The 24,161-nt window shown below is 39.6% G+C and carries 37 protein-coding genes and 1 pseudogene; all 38 read left to right on the forward strand.

Translation table 11 applies throughout. The features are described 5' to 3' along the window. Positions 1 to 2,013, forward strand: a pseudogene (locus tag F9U64_RS23140) (DNA-directed RNA polymerase subunit beta'); the annotation flags it as partial. A 209-nt stretch (positions 2,014 to 2,222) separates the two neighbouring features. After that, on the forward strand, positions 2,223 to 2,474 hold the full coding sequence (locus tag F9U64_RS17080) for a 50S ribosomal protein L7ae-like protein (RefSeq protein WP_153406123.1): 252 nt from the start codon (positions 2,223 to 2,225) through the stop codon (positions 2,472 to 2,474). A 105-nt stretch (positions 2,475 to 2,579) separates the two neighbouring features. Further along, on the forward strand, positions 2,580 to 2,993 hold the full coding sequence (gene rpsL, locus F9U64_RS17085; RefSeq protein WP_153406124.1) for a 30S ribosomal protein S12: 414 nt from the start codon (positions 2,580 to 2,582) through the stop codon (positions 2,991 to 2,993). 35 nt (positions 2,994 to 3,028) lie between these two features. Continuing rightward, on the forward strand, positions 3,029 to 3,499 hold the full coding sequence (gene rpsG / locus F9U64_RS17090) for a 30S ribosomal protein S7 (RefSeq protein ID WP_153406125.1): 471 nt from the start codon (positions 3,029 to 3,031) through the stop codon (positions 3,497 to 3,499). 118 nt (positions 3,500 to 3,617) lie between these two features. Continuing rightward, positions 3,618 to 5,696, forward strand: coding sequence for an elongation factor G (fusA, locus tag F9U64_RS17095; protein ID WP_153406126.1), 2,079 nt, complete (start codon positions 3,618 to 3,620; stop codon positions 5,694 to 5,696). A gap of 127 nt (positions 5,697 to 5,823) precedes the next feature. Then, positions 5,824 to 7,014, forward strand: a complete 1,191-nt coding sequence (tuf, locus tag F9U64_RS17100; protein ID WP_153406127.1) for an elongation factor Tu — start codon at positions 5,824 to 5,826, stop codon at positions 7,012 to 7,014. Between the two features lie 158 nt (positions 7,015 to 7,172). Then, the gene (locus F9U64_RS17105) at positions 7,173 to 7,907 is read left to right on the forward strand and encodes an alpha/beta hydrolase (protein ID WP_153406128.1); all 735 of its coding nucleotides are present in this window, start codon (positions 7,173 to 7,175) and stop codon (positions 7,905 to 7,907) included. 254 nt (positions 7,908 to 8,161) lie between these two features. Then, the gene (gene rpsJ / locus F9U64_RS17110) at positions 8,162 to 8,470 is read left to right on the forward strand and encodes a 30S ribosomal protein S10 (RefSeq protein WP_089743697.1); all 309 of its coding nucleotides are present in this window, start codon (positions 8,162 to 8,164) and stop codon (positions 8,468 to 8,470) included. A gap of 29 nt (positions 8,471 to 8,499) precedes the next feature. Next, positions 8,500 to 9,129, forward strand: a complete 630-nt coding sequence (rplC, locus tag F9U64_RS17115; protein WP_153406129.1) for a 50S ribosomal protein L3 — start codon at positions 8,500 to 8,502, stop codon at positions 9,127 to 9,129. 25 nt (positions 9,130 to 9,154) lie between these two features. After that, positions 9,155 to 9,778, forward strand: a complete 624-nt coding sequence (gene rplD / locus F9U64_RS17120) for a 50S ribosomal protein L4 (RefSeq protein WP_153406130.1) — start codon at positions 9,155 to 9,157, stop codon at positions 9,776 to 9,778. Beyond that, the gene (gene rplW / locus F9U64_RS17125) at positions 9,778 to 10,068 is read left to right on the forward strand and encodes a 50S ribosomal protein L23 (protein ID WP_153406131.1); all 291 of its coding nucleotides are present in this window, start codon (positions 9,778 to 9,780) and stop codon (positions 10,066 to 10,068) included. The genes rplD and rplW overlap by 1 nt, the downstream gene beginning before the upstream one ends. A gap of 25 nt (positions 10,069 to 10,093) precedes the next feature. Continuing rightward, the gene (gene rplB / locus F9U64_RS17130) at positions 10,094 to 10,924 is read left to right on the forward strand and encodes a 50S ribosomal protein L2 (protein ID WP_153406132.1); all 831 of its coding nucleotides are present in this window, start codon (positions 10,094 to 10,096) and stop codon (positions 10,922 to 10,924) included. 57 nt (positions 10,925 to 10,981) lie between these two features. Beyond that, complete coding sequence (rpsS, locus tag F9U64_RS17135) at positions 10,982 to 11,260, forward strand: 30S ribosomal protein S19 (RefSeq protein ID WP_153406133.1); 279 nt, start codon at positions 10,982 to 10,984, stop codon at positions 11,258 to 11,260. Between the two features lie 19 nt (positions 11,261 to 11,279). Further along, entirely contained in the window at positions 11,280 to 11,621 is a 342-nt protein-coding gene (gene rplV / locus F9U64_RS17140; protein WP_153406134.1) for a 50S ribosomal protein L22, read from the forward strand. 3 nt (positions 11,622 to 11,624) lie between these two features. Continuing rightward, the gene (gene rpsC, locus F9U64_RS17145) at positions 11,625 to 12,266 is read left to right on the forward strand and encodes a 30S ribosomal protein S3 (protein WP_153406135.1); all 642 of its coding nucleotides are present in this window, start codon (positions 11,625 to 11,627) and stop codon (positions 12,264 to 12,266) included. A gap of 19 nt (positions 12,267 to 12,285) precedes the next feature. Beyond that, entirely contained in the window at positions 12,286 to 12,720 is a 435-nt protein-coding gene (gene rplP / locus F9U64_RS17150) for a 50S ribosomal protein L16 (protein ID WP_153406181.1), read from the forward strand. Next, positions 12,710 to 12,913: a 50S ribosomal protein L29 gene (gene rpmC / locus F9U64_RS17155; RefSeq protein WP_035724125.1), complete on the forward strand. Its 204-nt coding sequence runs from the start codon at positions 12,710 to 12,712 to the stop codon at positions 12,911 to 12,913. Before rplP ends, rpmC begins: the two co-directional genes overlap by 11 nt. Before the next feature lie 20 nt (positions 12,914 to 12,933). Then, entirely contained in the window at positions 12,934 to 13,197 is a 264-nt protein-coding gene (gene rpsQ, locus F9U64_RS17160; RefSeq protein WP_153406136.1) for a 30S ribosomal protein S17, read from the forward strand. Positions 13,198 to 13,240: 43 nt separating this feature from the next. After that, on the forward strand, positions 13,241 to 13,609 hold the full coding sequence (gene rplN / locus F9U64_RS17165; RefSeq protein WP_153406137.1) for a 50S ribosomal protein L14: 369 nt from the start codon (positions 13,241 to 13,243) through the stop codon (positions 13,607 to 13,609). Positions 13,610 to 13,650: 41 nt separating this feature from the next. Then, positions 13,651 to 13,962, forward strand: coding sequence for a 50S ribosomal protein L24 (rplX, locus tag F9U64_RS17170; protein WP_153406138.1), 312 nt, complete (start codon positions 13,651 to 13,653; stop codon positions 13,960 to 13,962). A 27-nt stretch (positions 13,963 to 13,989) separates the two neighbouring features. After that, the gene (rplE, locus tag F9U64_RS17175; RefSeq protein ID WP_153406139.1) at positions 13,990 to 14,529 is read left to right on the forward strand and encodes a 50S ribosomal protein L5; all 540 of its coding nucleotides are present in this window, start codon (positions 13,990 to 13,992) and stop codon (positions 14,527 to 14,529) included. A gap of 30 nt (positions 14,530 to 14,559) precedes the next feature. Next, positions 14,560 to 14,745, forward strand: coding sequence for a 30S ribosomal protein S14 (gene rpsN / locus F9U64_RS17180; protein WP_054787917.1), 186 nt, complete (start codon positions 14,560 to 14,562; stop codon positions 14,743 to 14,745). A 30-nt stretch (positions 14,746 to 14,775) separates the two neighbouring features. Beyond that, the gene (rpsH, locus tag F9U64_RS17185) at positions 14,776 to 15,174 is read left to right on the forward strand and encodes a 30S ribosomal protein S8 (RefSeq protein ID WP_153406140.1); all 399 of its coding nucleotides are present in this window, start codon (positions 14,776 to 14,778) and stop codon (positions 15,172 to 15,174) included. Between the two features lie 30 nt (positions 15,175 to 15,204). Further along, the gene (gene rplF, locus F9U64_RS17190; protein WP_153406141.1) at positions 15,205 to 15,741 is read left to right on the forward strand and encodes a 50S ribosomal protein L6; all 537 of its coding nucleotides are present in this window, start codon (positions 15,205 to 15,207) and stop codon (positions 15,739 to 15,741) included. Between the two features lie 32 nt (positions 15,742 to 15,773). Beyond that, positions 15,774 to 16,136: a 50S ribosomal protein L18 gene (gene rplR / locus F9U64_RS17195; protein ID WP_153406142.1), complete on the forward strand. Its 363-nt coding sequence runs from the start codon at positions 15,774 to 15,776 to the stop codon at positions 16,134 to 16,136. Between the two features lie 17 nt (positions 16,137 to 16,153). Next, positions 16,154 to 16,660, forward strand: coding sequence for a 30S ribosomal protein S5 (gene rpsE / locus F9U64_RS17200; RefSeq protein ID WP_153406143.1), 507 nt, complete (start codon positions 16,154 to 16,156; stop codon positions 16,658 to 16,660). Positions 16,661 to 16,673: 13 nt separating this feature from the next. Beyond that, positions 16,674 to 16,856 carry a 50S ribosomal protein L30 gene (rpmD, locus tag F9U64_RS17205; protein ID WP_153406144.1) on the forward strand — a complete coding sequence of 61 codons (183 nt, stop codon included), beginning with the start codon at positions 16,674 to 16,676 and terminating at the stop codon, positions 16,854 to 16,856. A gap of 30 nt (positions 16,857 to 16,886) precedes the next feature. Further along, the gene (gene rplO / locus F9U64_RS17210) at positions 16,887 to 17,324 is read left to right on the forward strand and encodes a 50S ribosomal protein L15 (protein ID WP_153406145.1); all 438 of its coding nucleotides are present in this window, start codon (positions 16,887 to 16,889) and stop codon (positions 17,322 to 17,324) included. Then, positions 17,324 to 18,619 carry a preprotein translocase subunit SecY gene (gene secY / locus F9U64_RS17215; RefSeq protein WP_153406146.1) on the forward strand — a complete coding sequence of 432 codons (1,296 nt, stop codon included), beginning with the start codon at positions 17,324 to 17,326 and terminating at the stop codon, positions 18,617 to 18,619. Before rplO ends, secY begins: the two co-directional genes overlap by 1 nt. A gap of 39 nt (positions 18,620 to 18,658) precedes the next feature. Next, positions 18,659 to 19,309, forward strand: coding sequence for an adenylate kinase (locus F9U64_RS17220; RefSeq protein WP_153406147.1), 651 nt, complete (start codon positions 18,659 to 18,661; stop codon positions 19,307 to 19,309). A gap of 86 nt (positions 19,310 to 19,395) precedes the next feature. Next, a complete protein-coding gene (locus tag F9U64_RS17225; RefSeq protein WP_153406148.1) occupies positions 19,396 to 19,731 on the forward strand; it encodes a KOW domain-containing RNA-binding protein in 336 nt (111 codons plus the stop codon). Next, positions 19,709 to 19,927, forward strand: coding sequence for a translation initiation factor IF-1 (infA, locus tag F9U64_RS17230; RefSeq protein ID WP_018934234.1), 219 nt, complete (start codon positions 19,709 to 19,711; stop codon positions 19,925 to 19,927). The genes F9U64_RS17225 and infA overlap by 23 nt, the downstream gene beginning before the upstream one ends. A 30-nt stretch (positions 19,928 to 19,957) precedes the next feature. Next, positions 19,958 to 20,071 carry a 50S ribosomal protein L36 gene (rpmJ, locus tag F9U64_RS17235; protein WP_003156543.1) on the forward strand — a complete coding sequence of 38 codons (114 nt, stop codon included), beginning with the start codon at positions 19,958 to 19,960 and terminating at the stop codon, positions 20,069 to 20,071. A 24-nt stretch (positions 20,072 to 20,095) separates the two neighbouring features. After that, positions 20,096 to 20,461: a 30S ribosomal protein S13 gene (rpsM, locus tag F9U64_RS17240; RefSeq protein ID WP_153406149.1), complete on the forward strand. Its 366-nt coding sequence runs from the start codon at positions 20,096 to 20,098 to the stop codon at positions 20,459 to 20,461. A gap of 22 nt (positions 20,462 to 20,483) precedes the next feature. Further along, positions 20,484 to 20,873 carry a 30S ribosomal protein S11 gene (gene rpsK, locus F9U64_RS17245; RefSeq protein WP_153406150.1) on the forward strand — a complete coding sequence of 130 codons (390 nt, stop codon included), beginning with the start codon at positions 20,484 to 20,486 and terminating at the stop codon, positions 20,871 to 20,873. A gap of 188 nt (positions 20,874 to 21,061) precedes the next feature. Continuing rightward, positions 21,062 to 22,006: a DNA-directed RNA polymerase subunit alpha gene (locus F9U64_RS17250; protein ID WP_153406151.1), complete on the forward strand. Its 945-nt coding sequence runs from the start codon at positions 21,062 to 21,064 to the stop codon at positions 22,004 to 22,006. Positions 22,007 to 22,048: 42 nt separating this feature from the next. After that, entirely contained in the window at positions 22,049 to 22,402 is a 354-nt protein-coding gene (rplQ, locus tag F9U64_RS17255) for a 50S ribosomal protein L17 (protein WP_153406152.1), read from the forward strand. Between the two features lie 295 nt (positions 22,403 to 22,697). Further along, positions 22,698 to 24,116, forward strand: coding sequence for a vWA domain-containing protein (locus F9U64_RS17260; protein WP_153406153.1), 1,419 nt, complete (start codon positions 22,698 to 22,700; stop codon positions 24,114 to 24,116). Positions 24,117 to 24,161: the final 45 nt, after the last annotated feature.

Here is a 24,161-nt window from a genome sequence, read left to right on the forward strand (position 1 = left end):
TTGCACACACGCATTGCTGTACAGCATTCTACATTAAATAAAGCAACATTTACTGAGGAACAACAAGGCAAATTACTGATTACAACAGTAGGGAAACTGATCTTTAATAACATGTTACCTGAATCATTCCCATATATGAATGAACCAACTCAAAAGAACTTAGAAGAAGTAACACCAGATAAATACTTTGTTGAAAAAGGTGTGAATATCAAAGAAGAAATCACTAGTCGTGAACTTATTCCGCCATTCAAGAAAGGTATTCTTGGAGATATCATTGCAGAAGTATTCAAGAAGTTTAAAATCAGCGAAACTTCCAAAATGCTTGACCGTATGAAAGATCTAGGATTCGCTTATTCAACGAAAGCCGGTATTACAGTAGGTGTAGCTGACATCGTGGTTCTTGCTGAGAAGGAAGAAATCCTGACTGCATCACAGGCGAAAGTTGATAAGGTTCTGCAACAATTCCGCCGTGGTTTAATTACGGATGAAGAACGTTATGATCGAGTTATTTCTATCTGGTCACAAGCGAAAGATGATATCCAAGAACGACTCATGAAAACATTAAATCCGCGAAACCCAATCTTTATGATGAGTGATTCCGGTGCCCGTGGTAATGCTTCCAACTTTACTCAGTTAGCGGGTATGCGTGGTCTAATGGCCAACCCGGCTGGTAGAATTATTGAGTTACCGATCAAATCAAGTTTCCGTGAAGGTTTAACAGTACTAGAGTACTTTATTTCCACACACGGTGCGCGTAAAGGTCTTGCCGATACGGCACTTAAGACTGCTGACTCTGGTTACTTAACGAGACGTCTGGTTGATGTTGCACAAGATGTTATCATCCGTGAAGAAGACTGTGGTACAGACCGTGGATTGACAGTTTCATCTATAACAGAAGGTACTGAATTAATCGAACCATTAATTGACCGATTAATCGGAAGAACAGCATTCCAAAATGTCTACCATCCGGAGACGAAGCAATTAATGGTCGAGAAAAATGAAGTTATTACAGAAGATATTGCCAAAGAGATTGAAGAAGCGGGTATTGAAGAAGTTACCATCAGAACAGTATTTACATGTAACACAAAACATGGAGCATGTAAAAAATGTTATGGCCGTAACTTGGCAACTGGTGAAGAGGTTGAAGTTGGTGAAGCTGTCGGTATTATTGCAGCACAATCAATCGGTGAGCCAGGTACACAGTTGACAATGCGTACATTCCACACTGGTGGGGTAGCAGGTAGCGATATCACACAAGGTTTACCGCGTATTCAAGAGATCTTCGAAGCGAGAAATCCAAAAGGTCAGGCAGTTATCTCTGAAATCTTCGGTATTGTTAAAGATATTACGGAAGTAAAAGACAAACAGGAAATTGTCATTCAAGGTGCTATTGAAACAAAAGCCTACACTGCGCCATACGGTTCCCGTCTGAAAGTTGCGATCGGGGATGACGTAGAAGCTGGTCAGCCTTTAACAGAAGGTTCAATCGATCCGAAAGAACTGTTGAAAATTAAAGGTATTGATGGAGTGCAGTCTTACTTGCTGAAGGAAGTACAAAAAGTATACCGTATGCAAGGGGTAGAAATTGGTGACAAGCACGTTGAGGTAATGGTTCGTCAAATGTTACGTAAAGTTCGTGTAGCAGACGCTGGAGATACAGAAGTATTACCAGGTTCATTACTTGAAATTCACCAATTCAGGGAATCAAACAAGCAAGCACTATATACAGGTGGTCAGCCTGCTGTTGGTCGCCCGGTATTATTAGGTATTACAAAAGCGTCACTGGAAACAGATTCATTCTTATCTGCCGCATCATTCCAGGAAACAACAAGAGTTCTGACAGATGCTGCGATCAAAGGTAAGCGAGATGAGTTACTGGGACTTAAGGAAAATGTTATTATTGGTAAGCTTGTTCCAGCTGGTACTGGTATGCAGCGTTATCGCCGTATTAAAGAGAAAATGGCTGAAGAAGCAATTGCCAAAGAAACAATAACTGACGAAGTAACACCATAAGATAATTAAAATAATATTGGATAAGTGCTCAATCTTTGGGCACTTATCCATATAGTTAAAATTCACTTGATATTCAACAAGGTGATCATACGGAAGAACTTGAATGAAAAAATGTTGATTTTTCAAAATAAAAGTTGACATTGAATTTATAGGATGATAGTATATTTAAGGTGCTTCCGTTATCCTTGTGACTTTGGAGGATATAATCGATGTCTTATGAAAAAGTGGCACAGGTAAATATCGAGAAGATTATCGGAACAAAACAAGTTTTAAAAGCCATTAAGAATGGTGAAGCAACAGAAGTGATTATTGCAAGTGATGCAGATACTCAACTCATGGGAAAAGTATCGCAAGCTGCAAAGAATCACAATATCCCTATCTCATATGTTGATTCTATGAAAAAACTAGGAAAGACATGTGGTATTGACGTAGGGGCTGCAACGGTAGCAATCAAACAGTAAAGTTTTGGCAAACATCAGAAGTTTGTGAAAACTTTGTTTTTTGCTTTAATATGAACCACCTGGATGTGTGGTATTACATTTCATTTTTGAGAGGAGGAAATATTCATGCCAACTATTAATCAGTTAGTACGTAAAGGTCGTGTTTCTAAAACAAAGAAATCAGATTCACCAGCACTTAACAAAGGTTATAACAGCCGTAAAAAAGTTGCTACTGATCAGTCTTCACCACAGAAACGTGGAGTTTGTACTCGTGTAGGTACACTTACTCCAAAGAAACCGAACTCTGCATTACGTAAATATGCCCGTGTTCGTTTATCTAACCAGATCGAGGTAACTGCGTACATTCCTGGTATTGGTCATAACTTACAAGAGCACAGCGTTGTATTAATCCGCGGTGGACGTGTAAAAGACTTACCAGGGGTTCGTTATCACATTGTTCGTGGTGCACTTGATACATCAGGTGTAGAAGGACGTATGCAAGGCCGTTCAAAATACGGTGCAAAAAGACCTAAAAAATAATTGAATTGATAAAATGAAGGGAAGGAGGGAAAGATATGCCACGTAAAGGACCAGTAGCAAAACGTGATGTCTTACCAGATCCGTTATATAATTCTAAACTTGTAACACGTTTGATTAACCAAATTATGGTTGATGGAAAAAGAGGGAAAGCTCAAAAAATTCTTTATAGCGCGTTTGAATTAGTTCAACAACGCAGTGGACAAAATGCGATGGAAGTATTTGAACAAGCAATGAAGAATGTAATGCCTGTACTTGAAGTACGTGCTCGCCGTGTAGGGGGTTCAAACTACCAAGTGCCTGTCGAAGTTCGCCCTGAACGCCGTCAAGCGTTAGGTCTTCGTTATGTTGTGAATTATTCTCGCTTACGCGGAGAAAAAACAATGGAAGAACGTTTAGCGAATGAAATCTTAGATGCTTCTAACAACACAGGAGCAGCTGTTAAGAAACGCGAAGATATGCATAAAATGGCAGAAGCTAACAAAGCATTTGCTCATTATCGTTGGTAAAATAGTCTATGCCTTGTTCAGCCCCAAAAAAGTGTGTAACTCTGGAGGGGCTAAGCAGGTGCTGCAGGCAGCCAGCAAATAAACCAAACTATACTTAATATAGGAAGGAGAAAGAATCATGCCTAGAGAGTTCTCCTTGGAGAAAACACGTAATATCGGTATCATGGCCCACATTGATGCTGGTAAAACAACTGCAACAGAGCGTATTTTATTCTATACTGGTCGTATCCACAAGATTGGGGAAACACACGAAGGTGCTTCTCAAATGGACTGGATGGAACAAGAGCAGGAACGTGGAATCACGATTACATCTGCTGCAACAACTGCACAATGGAAAGGTCACCGTATTAATATCATTGATACACCAGGACACGTAGACTTCACAGTAGAGGTTGAGCGTTCATTGCGTGTACTTGATGGTGCGGTAACTGTACTTGATGCACAATCAGGTGTTGAGCCACAAACAGAAACAGTATGGCGCCAGGCAACAACATATGGTGTACCTAGAATCGTGTTCGTTAACAAAATGGACAAAACAGGTGCTGACTTCCTATACTCTGTAGGTACTCTAGGGGATCGCCTGGGAGCAAATGCGCACCCAGTACAACTTCCTATCGGTGCTGAAGACGAGTTTGAAGGAATCATTGACCTTATCAACATGGAAGCATACTTTTACTTAGATGATCTAGGAACTCGTGCTGAAGCGAAACCAATCCCTGATGAATACAAAGAACAGGCAGAGGAATATCGTACAGCATTAATTGAAGCTGTAGCAGAATTAGATGAAGAGATGATGGAACGTTATCTAGAGGGAGAAGAATTTTCTAACGAAGAACTTAAAGCAGCTGTACGTAATGCTACATTAAGTGTAGAATTCTATCCTGTATTCTGTGGTTCAGCCTTCAAAAACAAAGGTGTTCAGTTATTGATTGATGGTGTAGTAGATTACTTACCAGCTCCAACTGATATCCCGCCAATCCAAGGTATTGTTCCACAAACTGAAGAAGAGGTTGTTCGTAAGGCAGATGACAACGAACCATTCTCTGCGCTTGCATTTAAAGTTGCAACAGACCCGTTTGTTGGTAAACTTACATTCTTCCGTGTATATTCCGGGACATTAAAATCAGGTTCTTATGTTAAGAACTCTACAAAAGATAAACGTGAACGTGTAGGACGTATCCTGCAGATGCACGCAAACTCTCGTGAAGAGATTGATGAAGTATTTGCTGGAGATATCGCTGGCGCTGTTGGTTTGAAAGATACTAGTACTGGAGACACTTTATGTGACGAAAAGAGCTTAGTTATCTTAGAATCAATGGAATTCCCAGAACCAGTTATCTCTGTAGCGATTGAGCCTAAATCAAAAGCTGATCAGGATAAAATGGGTATTGCATTAGGTAAGCTAGCTGAAGAGGATCCTACTTTCAGAACTGAAACAAACCAGGAGACTGGTCAAACAATCATCTCTGGTATGGGTGAACTTCACCTTGATATCATTGTGGATCGTATGAAACGTGAGTTTAAAGTAGAAGCAAACGTTGGTGCACCACAAGTATCTTACCGTGAAACATTCCGTGCTTCAGCGGAAGTGGAAGGTAAATTCGTTCGTCAATCTGGTGGTCGTGGTCAATATGGTCACGTTTGGATTAAATTTGAGCCAAACGAAGAAGGCGCTGGATTTGAGTTTGTTAACAAGATTGTTGGTGGGGTTGTACCGCGTGAATACATTCCATCTGTTGAGGCTGGTATTAAAGACTCGATGGAAAATGGTGTATTAGCAGGTTATCCACTTATCGATGTGAAAGCTTCATTATATGATGGAAGCTACCATGATGTTGACTCGAACGAGACTGCGTTTAGAGTAGCTGCTTCTATGGCACTTAAAGCTGCGAAAAACAAATGTAACCCAGTACTATTGGAACCTATGATGAAAGTAGAAGTAGTAATTCCAGAAGAATACATGGGTGATATCATGGGTGATGTAACTTCTAGACGTGGACGTGTAGAAGGTATGGAAGCTCGTGGTAACGCACAGGTTGTTAAAGCCTTTGTTCCACTTGCAGAAATGTTCGGATATGCAACAGCACTTCGTTCAAACACGCAAGGTCGTGGAACATACACTATGCACTTCGATCACTATGAAGAAGTACCGAAGAGTGTTGGTGAAGAAATTATCAAGAAAAATGCAGGGGAATAATTGATTTTTCTTGCAATCTAAAGTATAACTTGTATTATAGGCTTAGAAAAGATTTTCGGATCTTTTCTAGCTGAGATACATTTAAATATAATAATACATTTCATTTAATTTAAAGGAGGAAATACACATGGCTAAGGAAAAATTTGACCGTTCCAAAGACCACGTTAATATTGGTACTATTGGACACGTTGACCATGGTAAAACTACATTAACTGCTGCAATTACTAATGTACTTTTCAACAAATTTGGTAGAGGGGAAGCTCGTGCATACGATCAAATCGATGGAGCTCCTGAAGAAAGAGAACGTGGTATCACTATCTCAACTGCACACGTTGAGTATGAAACAGATACTCGTCACTATGCACACGTTGACTGCCCTGGACACGCTGACTATGTTAAAAACATGATCACTGGTGCTGCACAAATGGATGGTGCGATCCTTGTAGTATCTGCTGCTGATGGTCCAATGCCACAAACTCGTGAGCACATCTTACTTTCTCGTCAAGTAGGTGTTCCTGCGATCGTTGTATTCTTAAACAAATGTGATATGGTAGATGACGAAGAGCTTCTTGAATTAGTAGAAATGGAAGTGCGTGATCTATTATCTGAATATGATTTCCCTGGTGACGATGTACCAGTAATCAAAGGTTCTGCACTTAAAGCTCTTGAAGGTGAAGAGCAATATGTAAATGCAATCCTTGAACTTATGGATGCTGTTGATGAGTATATCCCTCGTCCAGACCGTGATACTGAAAAACCATTCATGATGCCAGTTGAGGATGTATTCTCAATCACTGGTCGTGGTACTGTTGCAACAGGACGTGTTGAGCGTGGTGTTGTAAAAGTTGGTGACGAAATCGAAATCATCGGTCTTGCTGAAGAAGCTGCTAAAACAACTGTAACAGGTGTTGAAATGTTCCGTAAGCTTCTTGACTATGCTGAAGCTGGTGACAACATTGGTGCACTTCTTCGTGGGGTTTCTCGTGAAGAAATCAACCGTGGTCAAGTATTAGCTAAGCCAGGTACAATTACTCCTCACACTAACTTCAAAGCTGAGGTTTATGTACTATCTAAAGAAGAAGGTGGACGTCACACTCCATTCTTCACAAACTACCGCCCACAGTTCTACTTCCGTACTACGGATGTAACTGGTGTTGTTCAACTTCCAGAAGGTGTTGAAATGGTAATGCCTGGAGACAACGTTGAAATGACTGTTGAACTTATCTCTCCAATCGCGATTGAAGAAGGTACTAAATTCTCAATCCGTGAAGGTGGACGTACAGTAGGCGCTGGCGTTGTTGCTACAATCACTAAATAATTAGTTTTATAAAAAAAGGCAGATAGTCTCTACTATCTGCCTTTTAATTTTAAATATGCCACTTTGACAACTGTTGGCATAGGCAGTTATTTAGTGTCATAATCTTTTGGCTTCATCACTATTTTGCTACGGACATTATCAGGGAAGAAGGACAGACAATGGGAAAGAAAATAATCAAATATTTATTTCTTAGTATAGCGGTGCTACTGGTTGTCGGAATAGCAGGTTTTTATATTTGGTCCCAACAAACCTATCAGGCATCAGAAAATCTAGAAAAATTAGTTGATAATAATCCAAAAGAAGAAGATTGGCTGCTGTTTGAGCCGAACGTCGAAACTGAAACAGGGATTATCATTTATCCTGGTGCAAAGGTTGAACCTGAAGCATATAGTTATCTGGCACAGGAGTTGAGCAAACAAGGTTATTTAGTTGGTATTCCAGAAGTCATGCTTAATTTTGCAATTCTGGACAGCAACAAGGCAGATGAATTAATTAAGGAGAGAACAGATATAAGCCGGTGGTATATTGGAGGGCATTCTTTAGGTGGAGTTTCGGCGTCCAGTTATGCTATAGAGCAAATTGATAATATTGATGGACTTTTCTTTTTAGCTTCCTACCCAACTGCAAATAGTGATCTCTCTGCAACAGAATTGCCGATCCTTTCGATATATGCAGAAAATGATGGGTTAAGTACAGTAAATGAGATAAAAAAGAATGAAGTCTACTTATCAAGTAATGCAACATTGTATAAGATAGATGGGGGAAACCATGCACAGTTTGGTTTATACGGAAAACAAAAAGGTGATAATGATGCCACTATCTCCCCGAAACAACAGCAAGATGAAATTATCAAAGTACTCAATGATTGGCTGGATAAACAGTCAAGTTATTAACATTGAAAACAGTTCTGACAGCAGCTATATTGCCTTCCTTATACAAGATTTTATAAAAACAAAAAAAATTCATAGAATATCTTATTTTACCTTGCAATTTATTGCCTAATTATATATAATAAACAATGTTGGTCATAAAACAGGCGATGATGCGGAAGGTTGTTGGCACACCCGGCCCCTTTGCCATGGCTAGTGTGTTAAGGAATTTCCGCGGAGAAAGTCTATTATAAAATGGGCGAAAAGGAGGGAAAATAATGGCAAAAGAAAAAATTAGAATTCGTTTAAAAGCGTATGATCACCGTATTTTAGATCAATCTGCAGAGAAAATTGTAGATACAGCAAAAAGATCTGGTGCAGGGGTATCTGGACCAATCCCGTTACCGACTGAAAAATCAGTTTACACGATCCTTCGTGCGGTACACAAATACAAAGATTCTCGTGAGCAGTTCGAAATGCGCACACACAAACGTCTAATCGACATTGTAAGTCCAACACCAAAAACGGTTGATGCATTAATGCGTCTTGATTTACCGTCAGGTGTAGACATTGAAATCAAATTATAATATATATAACATTCTAGGAGGTGTTACGGATGACGAAAGGAATCTTAGGTCGCAAAATCGGCATGACTCAGCTTTTCTCAGAAGAGGGCGAATTAATCCCTGTAACAGTAATCGAAGCTGAACCAAACGTTGTGCTGCAAAAGCGTACACAAGAAAATGACGGATATGAAGCAATCCAGATTGGTTTTGCTGATCAGAAGAAAAACCGCACAAACAAACCTGAACAAGGGCATGCTGAAAAAGCAAGCACTACCCCTAAGCGCTTCATTCGTGAAGTCCGTGGCGTTAATCTTGATGAGTATGATTTAGGTCAAGAAATTAGCGTAGAGGTATTTCAAGCAGGAGATGTAATTGATGTAACAGGAACTTCTAAAGGGAAAGGTTTCCAGGGTGCTATCAAGCGCCATAACCAATCACGCGGACCAATGAGTCACGGTTCTCGTTACCATAGACGACCTGGTACAATGGGTCCAATTGATCCTATGCATGTTTTCAAAGGTAAAAAATTACCAGGGCAAATGGGTGGAGAGCAAATCACTATCCAAAACCTTGAAATTGTAAAAGTTGACGCGGAACGCAATCTTCTTTTAATCAAAGGAAATGTTCCAGGTGCAAAAAAATCATTCGTTAAAATTACGAGTGCATTAAAGGCTAACTAATTATTAACTGAAGGGAGGATATGTCATGCCTAAAGTAGCACTATTTAATCAAAGTGGATCACAAGTAGGTGATGTGGAAATCAGCGATGCAGTGTTTGGAATTGAACCAAACGAACATGTACTACATGATGCTGTATTAATGCAACGCGCATCACTTCGTCAAGGAACACATGCTGTAAAGAATCGCTCGGAAGTACGTGGTGGTGGACGTAAACCATGGCGTCAAAAAGGAACTGGACGCGCGCGTCAAGGTTCAATCAGATCACCACAATGGGTAGGCGGTGGAACAGTTTTCGGTCCTACTCCAAGAAGCTACAGCTATAAACTACCTAAGAAAGTTCGTAGATTAGCGCTTAAATCTGCTCTTTCTTCAAAGGTTAAAGAAGATAGCTTAGTTGTTTTAGAAGGTATCGCATTTGATGCGCCTAAAACGAAAGAAGTAGTAGCAATTCTTTCTTCATTAAATGCAGACACAAAAGCATTGATCGTTACTGCGGATACGGATGCTGTATTAGTGAAATCAGCAAACAACCTACAAAATGTAAAAGTTTTATCTGTAAGTGAAGTTAATGTATTAGACTTGCTTACGCATGACAAGCTGGTTATTACAAAAGAAGCAGCTGAAAAAGCAGGGGAGGTGCTTGCATAATGAAGGATCCTCGTGATATTATTAAGCGCCCTATCATTACTGAAAACACTGCAGATTTAATGGCTGACAAAAAGTATACTTTTGAAGTGACAAAAGAAGCTAACAAATCTCAGATCAAAGATGCTATTGAAGAAATTTTCGGTGTTAAAGTAGTTAATGTAAATACTTTAAGCCGTAAAGGTAAATTCAAGCGTATGGGACGTTACGGTGGATATCGTCCAAACCGTAAAAGAGCTATTGTACAATTATCAGAAGACAGCAAAGAACTAGATTTCTTTGAATCATTATAATCTTATTTAAAAAGGAGGGAAAAAGATGGCGATTAAAAAATACAAACCAACCACTAACGGTCGTAGAGGTATGACAGTATCTGATTTCTCTGAGATCACAACAGATCAACCGGAAAAATCGTTACTAGCACCTTTAAGCAAAAGAGGTGGACGTAACAATCAGGGTAAATTAACTGTTCGTCATCAAGGCGGTGGACACAAGCGTAAATATCGTATCATCGATTTCAAACGCGACAAAGATGGAATACCAGGAAACGTTGCTACAATCGAGTACGATCCAAACCGCTCTGCAAACATTGCATTAATCCATTATGCTGATGGAGAAAAACGTTATATTCTTGCACCAAAAGGATTACAAGTTGGGCAACAAGTATTCTCAGGAGCAGATGCTGATATTAAAGCAGGTAACGCATTACCACTTATCAACATTCCTGTAGGTACTGTTATCCATAACATCGAGCTTAAACCAGGTCGTGGTGGCCAATTGGCAAGATCAGCTGGTGCTCAAGCGCAAATCCTTGGTCGTGAAGATAAATATGTACTTGTTCGTTTATCATCAGGAGAAGTTCGTTTAGTTCTTGCAACTTGCCGTGCTACAGTAGGTCAAGTAGGAAACTTAGAACACGAACTAATCAATATTGGTAAAGCAGGACGTTCTCGCTGGTTAGGCAAGCGCCCTACTGTTCGTGGTTCTGTAATGAACCCTAACGATCACCCGCACGGTGGTGGTGAAGGACGCGCACCAATCGGTCGTAAATCACCAATGTCACCATGGGGTAAACCAACACTTGGTTACAAAACGCGTAAACGCAACAAACCATCAGATAAATTTATTGTACGTAAACGTAAAAAATAACGGGGTTGAACGACGGGAGATAACACCCGTCCGCCAATCGCGAAGGGAGGCTTATCCATGGGTCGTAGCTTAAAAAAAGGACCTTTCGCAGATGACCATTTGATGAAAAAAATCGACGCTTTGAACGAAGGAGATAAGAAATCAGTTGTGAAAACTTGGTCTCGTCGTTCTACAATCTTTCCAAACTTTGTCGGTCATACGATTGCGGTATATGATGGTCGTAAACATGTGCCAGTATATGTAACAGAAGATATGGTTGGACACAAATTAGGCGAATTCGCTCCAACACGCACGTATAAAGGGCATGCTGGGGACGACAAGAAAACAAAACGTTAATTGAGAGGAGGTACTCCTAATGCAAGCTAAAGCTGTTGCGAAATCAGTTCGTATTGCTCCTCGTAAAGTCCGCTTAGTCGTTGATTTAGTTCGCGGTAAGAATGTCGGAGAAGCAATTGCGATTTTAAAACACACACAACGCGGTGCATCACCAGTTGTAGAAAAATTAATCAACTCTGCTGTTGCGAATGCAGAGCATAATTATGAAATGAACCCAGATAATTTAGTGATTTCTGAAGCATTTGTGAACGAAGGGGTTACATTGAAACGTTTCCGCCCGCGCGCACAAGGTCGTGCAACACAAATCAATAAACGCACGAGCCATATTACAGTGGTTCTATCTGAGAAAAAGGAGGGATAATCTGTGGGTCAAAAAGTAAATCCAACGGGTCTTCGTGTCGGAGTTATCCGTGATTGGGAATCTAAATGGTATGCTGGTAAAGATTATGCGGACCTTTTACATGAAGATATTAAAATCCGTGAATATATCGAAGGACGTTTGAAAGACGGAGCTGTATCTAAAGTTGAGATTGAAAGAGCGGCAAACCGTGTAAACATCTCTATCTCTACAGCTAAACCTGGTATGGTAATTGGTAAAGGTGGTTCTGAAGTAGAAGCACTTCGTAAAGCACTAAATGACTTAACAGGTAAAAGAGTACACATCAACATCGTTGAAGTGAAAAAAGCTGATTTAGACGCGAAATTAGTTGCAGAAAACATCGCTCGTCAATTAGAAAACCGTGTTTCATTCCGTCGTGCACAAAAGCAGACAATTCAACGTGCAATGCGTGCTGGAGCTAAGGGTATTAAAACTCAGGTTTCTGGTCGTCTTGGCGGTGCTGATATGGCAAGAGCTGAACACTACAGTGAAGGAACTGTTCCACTTCATACTTTACGCGCTGATATCGATTATGGTACAGCAGAAGCAGACACCACTTACGGTAAACTAGGTGTTAAAGTATGGATCTATCGTGGTGAAGTCCTTCCAACAAAAAACAATAAGTAAGGAAGGGGGAAGACGCATTATGTTAATGCCTAAACGTGTAAAACATCGTAAACAACATCGTGGTAATATGAAAGGTAAAGCGAAAGGCGGTACTACTGTTGCATTTGGTGAGTTCGGTCTTCAAGCAACAGAAGCCTCTTGGATTACTAGTCGTCAAATCGAATCTGCTCGTATAGCGATGACTCGTTATATGAAGCGTGGTGGTAAAGTCTGGATTAAAATTTTCCCTGATAAGCCATATACGAAGAAACCTCTAGAGGTACGTATGGGTTCTGGTAAAGGTGCTCCTGAAGGATGGGTAGCAGTAGTAAAACCAGGTAAGATAATGTTTGAGATTGCAGGTGTATCTGAAGAGGTGGCTCGTGAAGCACTTCGTCTTGCTGCTCACAAATTACCTGTTAAAACGAAATTCGTAAAACGAGAAGAAATTGGTGGTGAAATCAATGAAGGCTAATGAAATTAGAGAACTAACCACTGCCGAAATTGAACAAAAGATTAAGTCTTTAAAAGAAGAGCTTTTCAATTTGCGTTTCCAACTTGCAACAGGTCAATTGGAAAACACTGCACGTCTTCGTGAAGTGCGCAAATCAATTGCACGTATGAAAACTGTTGTTCGCGAAAGAGAGCTAAGCGTAAATAACGGATAAATAAAGGAGGTTAGCCTCAGATGAGTGAGCGTAATAATCGTAAAGTTTATACTGGACGTGTCGTATCTGACAAAATGGATAAGACCATTACAGTTTTAGTTGAGACATATAAGTTTCATAAATTGTATGGCAAACGTGTTAAGTATTCTAAGAAATTTAAAGCTCATGATGAAAACAACCAAGCTAAAATCGGCGATATTGTTAACATCATGGAAACTCGTCCGCTTTCGGCTACAAAACGTTTCCGTTTAGTAGAAGTTGTGGAAGAAGCTGTAATTATCTAATATAAAGTTCGCTCGGAGAAGTTCCGAAGGGAGGTACACGAATATGATTCAACAGGAATCTCGGTTAAAAGTAGCAGATAACTCTGGTGCGCGTGAGGTACTTACTATTAAAGTATTAGGTGGATCAGGTCGTAAAACAGCGAATATCGGTGATGTAATTGTTTGTACGGTGAAGCAAGCAACACCAGGAGGCGTTGTTAAAAAAGGTGAAGTAGTAAAAGCTGTTATTGTACGCTCTAAAAGTGGTGTAAGACGTAAAGACGGTTCTTACATCAAATTTGATGAGAATGCAGCTGTTATTATTCGTGACGATCAAAGTCCAAGAGGTACTCGTATTTTTGGTCCAGTAGCACGTGAATTACGTGATGCTAAGTTTATGAAAATCGTATCTCTAGCTCCAGAAGTACTATAAGGCACGTAACGGAAAATACCGTGTAAGGAGGTGCGAATAGCATGCATGTAAAAAAAGGTGATAAAGTTCAAGTTCTTTCTGGTAAAGATAAAGGAAAGCAAGGGGTAATCCTGGCTGCATTCCCTAAGAAGGATCGTGTACTTGTAGAAGGTGTAAATATCGTTAAGAAACACGCAAAACCGTCTCAAGACAATCCACAAGGTGGTATTATTAATCAAGAGGCATCGATTCATGTTTCTAATGTATTGCCAGTTGATCCTAAATCTGGCGAACCAACTCGTGTGGGATATGAAGTTCGTGATGGAAATAAAGTACGAATCGCTAAAAAATCTGGTGAAGCTTTAGATAAATAGGATTAGCGATGAAAGGAGGTTTACGTGATGAACGCATTAAAAACAAAGTACAATAAAGAAATTGTTTCTTCATTAGTAGAGAAATTTAATTATAAATCCGTAATGGAAGTACCTAAAGTTGAGAAAATCGTGATTAACATGGGTGTTGGTGATGCTGTGCAAAACTCTAAAGCACTAGACGCTGCAGTAGAAGAATTAGCACAAATCTCTGGACAACAGCCTGTAATTACAAAAGCGAAAAAATCAATCGCAGGTTTCCGTTTGCGTGAAGGAATGCCAATTGGTGCGAAGGTAACTCTTCGTGGTGAGCGTATGTACGATTTCCTTCAAAAATTAATTGATGTATCTTTACCACGTGTTCGTGACTTCCGTGGTATCTCTAAAAAGGCATTCGATGGTCGTGGAAATTACACTTTAGGTGTTAAGGAACAATTAATCTTCCCTGAGATTAACTATGACAAAGTAAGTAAAGTTAGAGGGATGGATATTGTTATTGTTACAACAGCGAATTCCGACGAAGAAGCTGCTGAACTCTTAACTCAACTTGGCATGCCTTTCCAAAAATAAGCGAGAAAGCTAAGATAAGGAGGGAAAAGAGTGGCTAAAAAATCAATGATCGCAAAACAAAAACGCCCTGCAAAATTTAAAGTGCAAGAATATACTCGTTGTGAGCGTTGCGGACGTCCACATTCAGTAATCCGTAAATTTAAACTTTGCCGTATTTGTTTCCGTGAACTTGCATATAAAGGTCAAATTCCTGGTGTTAAAAAAGCAAGCTGGTAAATCCCCGAATAGGGAAGGAGGTAATGAGAAATGGTTATGACAGATCCAATTGCAGATATGCTAACTCGTATTCGTAACGCTAACATGGTGCGCCATGAGAAATTAGAATTTCCAGCGTCGAATCTTAAAAAGGAAATTGCAGATATTTTAAAACGTGAAGGTTTTATCCGTGATTACGAATATGTTGAAGATAACAAACAAGGAATCTTACGTGTATTCTTAAAATACGGTACAAATGAAGAACGTGTAATTACTGGTCTTAAGAGAATCAGTAAACCAGGACTTCGTGTTTATGCAAAAGCTGATGAGTTACCTAAAGTATTAAATGGTTTAGGTATTGCAATCGTATCTACTTCTAAAGGTCTTCTTTCAGATAAAGAAGCACGTACGCAAGCAATCGGCGGAGAAGTACTTGCATATATTTGGTAATATATTTTCAGATGACAGGAGGTGTAAAGCATGTCTCGTATAGGTTTAAAACATTTAGAAATTCCACAAGGTGTGGAAATTAAAATTGATGGTGGTCATGTAACAGTTAAAGGCCCTAAAGGTGAATTGAGCCGACAATTTAGCGAAGATATGACTATCAAAATTGAAGATAACATTTTAACTGTAGCGCGTCCAAGCGAAAGCAAAAAGCACAAAGCTTTACATGGTACTACTCGCAGCTTAATCGGAAACATGGTGGAAGGAGTCCACAAAGGTTACGAAAGAGCACTTGAAATTCAAGGGGTAGGTTACCGTGCGCAAAAGCAAGGTCAAAAGCTTGTTGTGAATGCAGGATACTCTCACCCAGTTGAAATCGAACAAGAGGACGGAATCGAAATCGAAGTACCGGCAAATACAAAAGTAATTGTAAAAGGTATCGATAAAGAAAGAGTTGGAGCTGTAGCTGCTAACATTCGCGCCATCCGCCCGCCTGAGCCGTACAAAGGTAAAGGTATCCGTTATGAAGGCGAATATGTACGTCGTAAAGAAGGTAAAACTGCTAAGTAAGGTTAGGTAGGGAACAGAAAGGAGTGACCTAGATGATCACAAAGCCTGATAAAAATAATGTTCGTAAAAAAAGACATTTCCGTATCCGTAAAAATTTATTCGGTACTGCTGAGCGTCCACGTTTAAATGTATTTCGTTCAAACAAACACATCTATGCTCAAATTATTGATGATGTAAACAATGTAACAATTGCTAGTGCATCAACAGTTGACAAAGATTTTAACTTAGAAGGTACTGGTAACGTGGAAGCTGCGAAACAAGTTGGAGAACTTGTAGCAAACCGTGCGAAAGAAAAAGGAATTACAAATGTAGTATTTGATCGTGGTGGATATTTATATCATGGTCGTGTTAAATCATTAGCAGATGCTGCTCGCGAAGCAGGTCTTGAATTTTAATAAAAAAGGAGGGACATATGTTGCGTACTAACATCGACCCAAATAAATTAGATTTAGAAGAACGCGTTGTAACGATAAACCGTGTAGCTAAAGTAGTAAAAGGTGGACGTCGTTTTCGCTTTGCTGCACTTGTAGTAGTTGGAGACAAAAATGGTCATGTAGGCTTTGGTACTGGTAAAGCACAAGAGGTACCAGATGCGATTAAAAAGGCTATTGACGATGCTAAGAAAAACTTAATCAATGTACCGATCAGTGGTACTACTATTCCACACCAGATCCATGGTCAATTCGGTGCTGGTAATATTCTTTTAAAACCAGCTGCTGAAGGTAGTGGGGTTATCGCTGGTGGACCAGTGCGTGCGGTATTAGAGCTTGCTGGTGTAGGTGATATTTCATCTAAATCATTAGGTTCAAATACGCCAATCAACATGGTTCGTGCAACTATCAATGGACTTAGCGAATTAAAACGTGCTGAAGAAGTAGCGAAACTTCGTGGTAAGTCTGTAGAAGAATTGTTAGGATAGGGAGGGAAAAGATATGTCTAATCAGATAGAAATTACCCTCAAACGCAGTGTAATCGGTAGATCAGAAGTACAAAAAGCTACTGTTCAAACACTAGGTCTTAAAAAGATTCATCAATCAGTAGTCCGTGAAGATACTCCTGTCGTGCGAGGCATGATCAACAAGGTATCACATTTAGTAGAAGTTAAAGAAGTTTAATTAAATTCACTGTAAAGAGGAGGTGCTCGCATGAAACTTCATGAATTAAAACCATCACAAGCGAAAAAGAAGAGAAATCGTGTAGGTCGTGGTATGTCTTCTGGTAATGGTAAGACTTCTGGACGTGGACACAAAGGTCAAAAAGCTCGTTCCGGTGGTGGCGTACGCCCAGGTTTTGAAGGTGGTCAAATGCCTTTATTCCAACGTTTACCTAAACGAGGATTCACAAACATCAACCGTAAAGAATATGCGATTGTGAACTTAGAAACACTAAATAATTTTGATGAAGGTACTGAAGTAACACCTGAACTTTTACTTGAAACAGGTACGATCAGCAAGGTAAAAGCTGGAGTTAAGATTCTTGGTAACGGCAAGGTTGAGAAGAAACTAACAGTAAAAGCTCATAAGTTCTCTGCTTCTGCACAAGAAGCAATCACTGCCGTGGGCGGTAAAACTGAGGTGATCTAATGTTTCGTACAATCTCCAATTTTGTGCGTGTGGCTGATATCAGACAAAAAATTATATTCACACTTCTAATGTTAGTTGTATTTCGAATTGGGACTTTTATTCCTGTACCTTTTACAGATCGAAGTGCAATTAACTTTATGAATGAACAGAATGTTTTTGGATTACTGAATACCTTTGGTGGTGGAGCATTACAAAACTTCTCCATCTTCGCAATGGGGATTATGCCTTACATTACTGCATCCATTATCATGCAATTATTGCAGATGGATGTAGTACAGAAATTTTCCGAATGGAAAAAGCAAGGTGAGATGGGCCGTAAAAAGTTAGCACAAGTTACGCGTTATGCGACAATTGTGCTTGCTTTTATCCAAGGATGTGCTATGGCAATCGGTTTTAATGCAATGTCCGGAGGTATGTTAATTAGTGATCCAGGAGTTGGCAAGGTTCTGGTAATTGCTATTATATTAACTGGTGGTACAGCATTTTTGATGTGGTTAGGGGAGCAAATTACAGCACATGGTGTCGGTAATGGAATCTCTATCCTTATTTTTGCGGGTATCGCAGCAGCAATTCCGAATGGTGTGAATCAAATTTACGCACAGTACTTTGGTTCAGGTGCTGATGATCAATTATTTATTAATATCATTATTGTACTGCTAATTGTTTTACTGATTATTGCTGTTACAGTAGGAGTAATCTTCATTCAGCAAGCACTTCGTAAAATCCCAGTACAATATGCAAAGCGTCTAGTAAACCGTTCACCAGTTGGCGGGCATTCAACGCATTTGCCTCTTAAGGTTAATGCTGCAGGAGTTATTCCGGTTATCTTCGCAGTATCATTTATTCTTGCACCTAGAAGTATCGCTGGATTCTTTGAGGATAATCAGGTTGCAACAACTATTTCCAATATCTTTGATTACACGCAGCCTGTTGGTATGATTATCTATGTTGCCTTAATTATTGCCTTTACGTATTTCTATACGTTTGTTCAAGTAAATCCTGAACAAATGGCAGATAATTTGAAGAAGCAAGGTGGTTATATACCAGGTATACGTCCAGGTCAAAATACGGAAACTTATTTAACTCGTGTAATGTACCGTTTAACTTTTGTTGGAGCACTGTTCCTAGCAGCAGTATCCGTATTACCTATCGCGATTGGTAGTGTAGCTGGCTTGCCTGATGCAGTCCAAATTGGCGGTACTAGCTTGCTAATTGTAGTCGGTGTAGCTTTACAAACGATGAAACAATTAGAAGGACAATTAGTGAAACGTAATTACAAAGGCTTTATTAAGTAAGGATTGTAGCGGAATAGATAGAGAGCGAGGGGAAAATCGTTGAATCTTATCCTAATGGGCTTGCCTGGTGCTGGTAAAGGAACACAGGCAGAAAAAATTGTAGAGAAGTACCAAATCCCTCATATTTCAACTGGAGATATGTTCAGATCAGCAATAAAAGAAGGAACAGAGCTAGGACAAAAAGCGAAAAGCTTTATGGATGAAGGCTCACTAGTTCCAGATGAAGTTACTATTGGCATTGTTGAGGAGAGATTAGGCAAATCTGACTGTGAAACAGGATTTTTGCTTGATGGTTTCCCAAGAACAATCGCGCAAGCTGAAGCTTTAGATCAACTGCTTTCTAAGATGAATAAAAGTTTAGATTATGTGCTGTATGTTGATGTTGATAAAAACGAACTAGTCGAGAGATTAACTGGCCGTCGCATATGCCCAACTTGCGGAGCAACATACCATGTTAAGTTCAATCCCCCTAAACAGGAAGGGATTTGCGATAAAGATGGTACGGAGCTTATTCAACGCGAGGATGACCAACCAGGCACAGTTAAAAACAGACTAGAAGTTAATATTGAACAAACACAGCCTATGCTGGATTTTTATTCAGATAAAGGAAGTTTAGTTACAATCGATGGTTCTCAGCAAATTGATAAAGTATTCCAGGATATTGATGAAAAATTAAAGAACATTTTATGATTTTTTATTGATATTGTTGGTATAATGATAAGGTACACGAATCGTAAGCAGGCTAAACTTAAAACCTAAAGTGTTGGTGATGTTAGTTGAGCGAATCCGAGAGGTATCCGGAATTAGGTCAAGTTGTTCAAATCCTACAAGGACGAGAAGCAGGTCAGTTTGCAATTGTTATAAAAAAGCTAGACAGTCGTTTTGTGTTATTGGCAGATGGAGATAAGCGTAAATATGATCGGCCTAAGAAGAAAAATGTCCAACATATTGCGCCTGCAAATTTTACATCTCCTGAAGTACAAAAGAGCCTTCTCGAAACAGGGCGCGTAACCAATGGAAAATTGCGTTATGCTATTAATAAGTTTGTCACTGAATTCCTGACAGATTTGAAGAAGGGAGATCAACTCGATGGCGAAAGACGATGCAATTGAAGTCGAAGGTACTGTAATTGATACATTACCAAATGCAATGTTTAAAGTAGAATTAGAGAATGGTCATACCGTTCTTGCTCATGTCTCTGGTAAAATCAGAATGCACTTTATCCGCATTCTTCCAGGTGATAAAGTAACGGTTGAACTTTCTCCATATGATTTAACAAGAGGTCGTATTACGTACCGCTATAAATAAAATGCTCCGATACTAGAGGAGGTATGGAAGATGAAGGTAAGACCATCTGTAAAACCTATTTGTGAAAAATGTAAGGTTATTCGTCGTAAAGGAAAAGTAATGGTAATTTGCGAAAACCCTAAACATAAACAAAAACAAGGATAATATTGAAGGAGGTGCACGCATAATATGGCACGTATTGCTGGTGTAGATGTTCCGCGTGATAAGCGTGTAGTAATTGCATTAACTTATATATACGGAATCGGAAAAACAACTGCTCAAAAAGTGTTAGAAGAAACTGGTGTAGATCAGAACACTCGTGTTCGTGACTTAACAGAAGAAGAATTAGGTCAAATCCGCCAAAAAGTCGACAGTTATACAGTGGAAGGTGATCTTCGCCGTGAAGTATCGCTTAACATTAAACGTCTAATTGAAATTGGTTCTTATCGTGGTGTACGTCATCGCCGTGGGTTACCTGTTCGTGGTCAAAAAACGAAAAACAACTCACGTACACGTAAAGGCCCAAGAAAAACTATGGCTAACAAAAAGAAATAAAATAAAGGAGGTATGCTAATTTATGGCTCGTAAAACTAATACACGTAAGCGTCGTGTGAAAAAGAATATCGACACAGGTGTTGCTCATATTCGTTCTACTTTTAACAACACAATAGTAACAATCACTGATGTGCAAGGTAATGCGGTTAGCTGGAGCAGCGCTGGTGCACTTGGTTTTAAAGGTTCACGTAAATCAACACCATTTGCTGCACAAATGGCTGCAGAAGCTGCTGCTAAAGCTGCGCAAGACCATGGTATGAAGTCATTAGAGGTTACAGTGAAAGGACCTGGTGCTGGACGTGAAGCAGCAATCCGTTCACTTCAAGCAGCAGGTTTAGAAGTAACTGCCATTGTTGATGTAACACCAGTTCCTCACAATGGTTGTCGCCCGCCAAAACGTCGTCGAGTATAATATTTGTTAATCTGTCTATAATGGTTTATGATAGCTGAATAGAATGAGAATCTTTCAATTGACACCATTGCAGTCGACAGACGCTAAAAAACAATTGCAGAGTGCAGAAACGGGAACTGCCTACCTGGGGAATGTCGGTTAGACTATTGTCTAACCGGGGTTTCGACGTTTTGAAGGAGGGTTTATGAATGATCGAAATTGAAAAACCAAGAATAGAAACAGTAGAAATCAGCGATGATGCTACTTACGGAAAGTTCGTTGTAGAACCACTAGAACGTGGATATGGTACTACACTCGGTAACTCCTTGCGTCGTATCCTATTATCTTCACTTCCTGGCGCTGCGGTAACATCTGTGCAAATAGATGGAGCACTTCATGAGTTTTCAACGGTAGATGGCGTTGTAGAAGATGTCACTAGTATTATCTTGAATCTTAAGAGGCTTGCCCTTAAGATTTACTCTGATGAAGAAAAGACGCTAGAAGTAGATGTACAGGGAGAAGGAAAAGTTACGGCTGCGGATATCATTTTTGATAGTGATGTCGAAATTTTAAATCCGGATCTTCATATTGCTACATTAGGTGATAATGGTCATCTGAAGATGCGTATTTCAGCAAAAGGCGGCAGAGGTTATCGCCCAGCTGACTCTAATAATCATGACGATCGCCCAATTGGTGTGATTCCAGTTGACTCTATCTTCACACCTGTTCAAAAAGTGACTTATCAAGTGGAGAATACAAGAATCGGGCAGGATTCTAACTTTGATAAACTTACTTTTGATGTAACGACAGATGGAAGTATCCGTCCTGAAGAAGCAGTTTCTTTGGGTGCGAAGATATTTATGGAACATATCAATATTTTTGTCGGATTAACAGATGAAGCAAAAAATGCTGAAATTATGATCGAGAAGGAAGAAGACCAGAAAGAGAAAGTACTTGAGATGACAATTGAAGAGCTTGATTTATCTGTCCGCTCTTATAATTGTTTGAAACGTGCAGGTATTAATACTGTTCAGGAACTTGCTCATAAATCTGAAGAAGATATGATGAAGGTTCGTAACCTTGGTCGTAAATCTTTAGAAGAAGTGAAGCACAAATTAGAAGATCTAGGTCTTGGTTTAAGAAACGAAGACTAATGGAGACATCTTGAAGAACTTTAACGAAGGAGGGGAATTTCCATGGCTAGAAAGTTAGGACGTACAACAGATCAACGTAAAGCTTTACTACGTGGTTTAGCTACTGATCTTATCATTCACGAACGTTTAGAAACAACAGAAGCAAAAGCGAAAGAATTGCGTTCAGTTGTTGATAAAATGATCACTTTAGGCAAACGTGGAGACATCCATGCTCGCCGACAAGCTGCGGCATTCTTATACAAAGCAGAAGCAAATGAAAATGAAGATGCTGTTCAAAAGCTATTAAATGACATTGCTACTCGTTATGAAGAGCGTCAAGGTGGATACACAAGAGTGTTGAAATTAGGACCTCGTCGTGGTGATGGGGCTGAAATGGCGATCAGTGAGCTTGTTTAATTAAATGAGTGAAGCAGGAAGGGGGCAGGGGCCAATCTCAATATGAGGTGCATCCAAGCCCTTTTTTTGTTGTGTTACAATCTTTATAGACACACACTCAGATGGAAGATAGCCAAGTTTTCTTGGCTTTTTTTATTGCTTCCTGTTTCTATGATATGTAATTCAAAAGTATTACTTCTAATAAAATCATTGGTTTTTTTGATACTTTTCTCTCATTTATCGGAAATTTTGAAACATTCTCATTTCCAGACCGGTATATTTCTATATAATATGGAATAGATGAGGAGTGACAAATGTGAAAAAAGTTATTATATTTTTATTCTTAATTTTGTTAATGGCTTGCTCTAATGATGTAGTTGGAGATTCAGCAGGCGAAAAGCAGGAAACAGAAGACAAAGCAGTTGAAGAAAGCAGTGAAGAAACTCAATCGAAATCAGGGATAACCGACGAGATTGTTGAGATATCTTTAGCAACTGACTTTGAGACTATTCAACAATTACCAGCTGGTGTCCTTACAAAAGACATTCCCTATGAAAAAGACACTGCCCAAATATTATTTGGTTTAGACGAACTGGATGAATCTTATCAAAAGGAATTAAAAAATGCTGTTGCTCCAATTGCCGATGAAACCGATGATCCAGAGACAATTGCAAAGTCTTTGATTTATTATGCAGGCAGTCCCAGTCTTGCTAAAATAGCAACAGATCTGGAGAACTTTGAACCGAGTTTCAAAGAACCCCTGCTGCCGCGCCCTGAAAAGGTGCAAAACGGTGGCAAAATAGAAGGGGAAAGCCATGCTTACATATTATTGGATGCAAGTTCAAGTATGCTGTTGGAATCAGAAGGAACGCAAAGAATGCATATTGCTCGTCAGGCTGTCTCAAGTTTTGCTCAGACAATAGGAGAATCCAGCCAAGTTTCATTGGTAGCTTTCGGCCATAAAGGTGATGATAGTGATCAAGGGAAAGCAACATCCTGCTCAGGAATCGAAGAGGTTTATTCACTCGCTGACTATGATGATGAAGCGTTCACTCAGTCAGTTAATACTATCGAAGCAAAGGGCTGGACACCATTGGCAGCAGCAATTGAAAAAGTAAGTGAATTAAGCAGTAACATAGAAGGTCATATCACTATATATATTGTCAGTGATGGTGTGGAAACGTGTGACGGTGATCCGGTTAAAGCTGCAGAGACATTTGCAGGCAATGCAGACAATAAAACAGTGAATATTATTGGTTTCCAAGTGGATCAGGAGGCAGAGGCGCAACTGACCAAGGTTGCTGATGCAGGCAAAGGGGAATACTATGCTGCCAATAATGAAGAAGATCTGCTGTCAACAATAGAGTATGAATGGTTACCATCGACACTTGACTTGGTTTGGGCACCGGTAAATAAGACACCAGACGGTTTTGACATTACCTATGAAAGACAGGAAGTTGATGAGCTTAGTTATGGCTTGAGGGATTCGATGAAACGAGAAAATCACCGGTTTGAAACAGTACTTGATCTCTTGCTGGAAGACGAAATGATTACAGAATCAGTCAAACAGCAAATTGAAGAAATTCTTAGTAAGCGAGAAGAAGAGATAAAAGCCTGGAATGAAGACCTTCGAGAAACCAAAAGAGATGCAGTAGTTAATAAAGCAGATGAGATAAAAGCAAAGGTAGACGCATGGGTGAAAGAGATGGAGGCAATAAAAGAATCAGTTCAATAATCAATCTGCTTCACACTTCATGTAGTGTGAAGTATTTTTTTGTGA

The sequence above is a fragment of the Gracilibacillus oryzae genome, assembly GCF_009498735.1.
Taxonomy (GTDB): domain Bacteria; phylum Bacillota; class Bacilli; order Bacillales; family Amphibacillaceae; genus Gracilibacillus; species Gracilibacillus oryzae.

What these genes read in the sequence shown, in the direction of transcription:
- F9U64_RS17080 (WP_153406123.1), top strand. Translation starts at nt 2,223, where the DNA reads ATGTCTTATGAAAAAGTGGCACAGGTAAATATCGAGAAGATTATCGGA.
- rpsL (WP_153406124.1), top strand. Translation starts at nt 2,580, where the DNA reads ATGCCAACTATTAATCAGTTAGTACGTAAAGGTCGTGTTTCTAAAACA.
- rpsG (WP_153406125.1), top strand. Translation starts at nt 3,029, where the DNA reads ATGCCACGTAAAGGACCAGTAGCAAAACGTGATGTCTTACCAGATCCG.
- fusA (WP_153406126.1), top strand. Translation starts at nt 3,618, where the DNA reads ATGCCTAGAGAGTTCTCCTTGGAGAAAACACGTAATATCGGTATCATG.
- tuf (WP_153406127.1), top strand. Translation starts at nt 5,824, where the DNA reads ATGGCTAAGGAAAAATTTGACCGTTCCAAAGACCACGTTAATATTGGT.
- F9U64_RS17105 (WP_153406128.1), top strand. Translation starts at nt 7,173, where the DNA reads ATGGGAAAGAAAATAATCAAATATTTATTTCTTAGTATAGCGGTGCTA.
- rpsJ (WP_089743697.1), top strand. Translation starts at nt 8,162, where the DNA reads ATGGCAAAAGAAAAAATTAGAATTCGTTTAAAAGCGTATGATCACCGT.
- rplC (WP_153406129.1), top strand. Translation starts at nt 8,500, where the DNA reads ATGACGAAAGGAATCTTAGGTCGCAAAATCGGCATGACTCAGCTTTTC.
- rplD (WP_153406130.1), top strand. Translation starts at nt 9,155, where the DNA reads ATGCCTAAAGTAGCACTATTTAATCAAAGTGGATCACAAGTAGGTGAT.
- rplW (WP_153406131.1), top strand. Translation starts at nt 9,778, where the DNA reads ATGAAGGATCCTCGTGATATTATTAAGCGCCCTATCATTACTGAAAAC.
- rplB (WP_153406132.1), top strand. Translation starts at nt 10,094, where the DNA reads ATGGCGATTAAAAAATACAAACCAACCACTAACGGTCGTAGAGGTATG.
- rpsS (WP_153406133.1), top strand. Translation starts at nt 10,982, where the DNA reads ATGGGTCGTAGCTTAAAAAAAGGACCTTTCGCAGATGACCATTTGATG.
- rplV (WP_153406134.1), top strand. Translation starts at nt 11,280, where the DNA reads ATGCAAGCTAAAGCTGTTGCGAAATCAGTTCGTATTGCTCCTCGTAAA.
- rplP (WP_153406181.1), top strand. Translation starts at nt 12,286, where the DNA reads ATGTTAATGCCTAAACGTGTAAAACATCGTAAACAACATCGTGGTAAT.
- rpmC (WP_035724125.1), top strand. Translation starts at nt 12,710, where the DNA reads ATGAAGGCTAATGAAATTAGAGAACTAACCACTGCCGAAATTGAACAA.
- rpsQ (WP_153406136.1), top strand. Translation starts at nt 12,934, where the DNA reads ATGAGTGAGCGTAATAATCGTAAAGTTTATACTGGACGTGTCGTATCT.
- rplN (WP_153406137.1), top strand. Translation starts at nt 13,241, where the DNA reads ATGATTCAACAGGAATCTCGGTTAAAAGTAGCAGATAACTCTGGTGCG.
- rplX (WP_153406138.1), top strand. Translation starts at nt 13,651, where the DNA reads ATGCATGTAAAAAAAGGTGATAAAGTTCAAGTTCTTTCTGGTAAAGAT.
- rplE (WP_153406139.1), top strand. Translation starts at nt 13,990, where the DNA reads ATGAACGCATTAAAAACAAAGTACAATAAAGAAATTGTTTCTTCATTA.
- rpsH (WP_153406140.1), top strand. Translation starts at nt 14,776, where the DNA reads ATGGTTATGACAGATCCAATTGCAGATATGCTAACTCGTATTCGTAAC.
- rplF (WP_153406141.1), top strand. Translation starts at nt 15,205, where the DNA reads ATGTCTCGTATAGGTTTAAAACATTTAGAAATTCCACAAGGTGTGGAA.
- rplR (WP_153406142.1), top strand. Translation starts at nt 15,774, where the DNA reads ATGATCACAAAGCCTGATAAAAATAATGTTCGTAAAAAAAGACATTTC.
- rpsE (WP_153406143.1), top strand. Translation starts at nt 16,154, where the DNA reads ATGTTGCGTACTAACATCGACCCAAATAAATTAGATTTAGAAGAACGC.
- rpmD (WP_153406144.1), top strand. Translation starts at nt 16,674, where the DNA reads ATGTCTAATCAGATAGAAATTACCCTCAAACGCAGTGTAATCGGTAGA.
- rplO (WP_153406145.1), top strand. Translation starts at nt 16,887, where the DNA reads ATGAAACTTCATGAATTAAAACCATCACAAGCGAAAAAGAAGAGAAAT.
- secY (WP_153406146.1), top strand. Translation starts at nt 17,324, where the DNA reads ATGTTTCGTACAATCTCCAATTTTGTGCGTGTGGCTGATATCAGACAA.
- infA (WP_018934234.1), top strand. Translation starts at nt 19,709, where the DNA reads ATGGCGAAAGACGATGCAATTGAAGTCGAAGGTACTGTAATTGATACA.
- rpmJ (WP_003156543.1), top strand. Translation starts at nt 19,958, where the DNA reads ATGAAGGTAAGACCATCTGTAAAACCTATTTGTGAAAAATGTAAGGTT.
- rpsM (WP_153406149.1), top strand. Translation starts at nt 20,096, where the DNA reads ATGGCACGTATTGCTGGTGTAGATGTTCCGCGTGATAAGCGTGTAGTA.
- rpsK (WP_153406150.1), top strand. Translation starts at nt 20,484, where the DNA reads ATGGCTCGTAAAACTAATACACGTAAGCGTCGTGTGAAAAAGAATATC.
- F9U64_RS17250 (WP_153406151.1), top strand. Translation starts at nt 21,062, where the DNA reads ATGATCGAAATTGAAAAACCAAGAATAGAAACAGTAGAAATCAGCGAT.
- rplQ (WP_153406152.1), top strand. Translation starts at nt 22,049, where the DNA reads ATGGCTAGAAAGTTAGGACGTACAACAGATCAACGTAAAGCTTTACTA.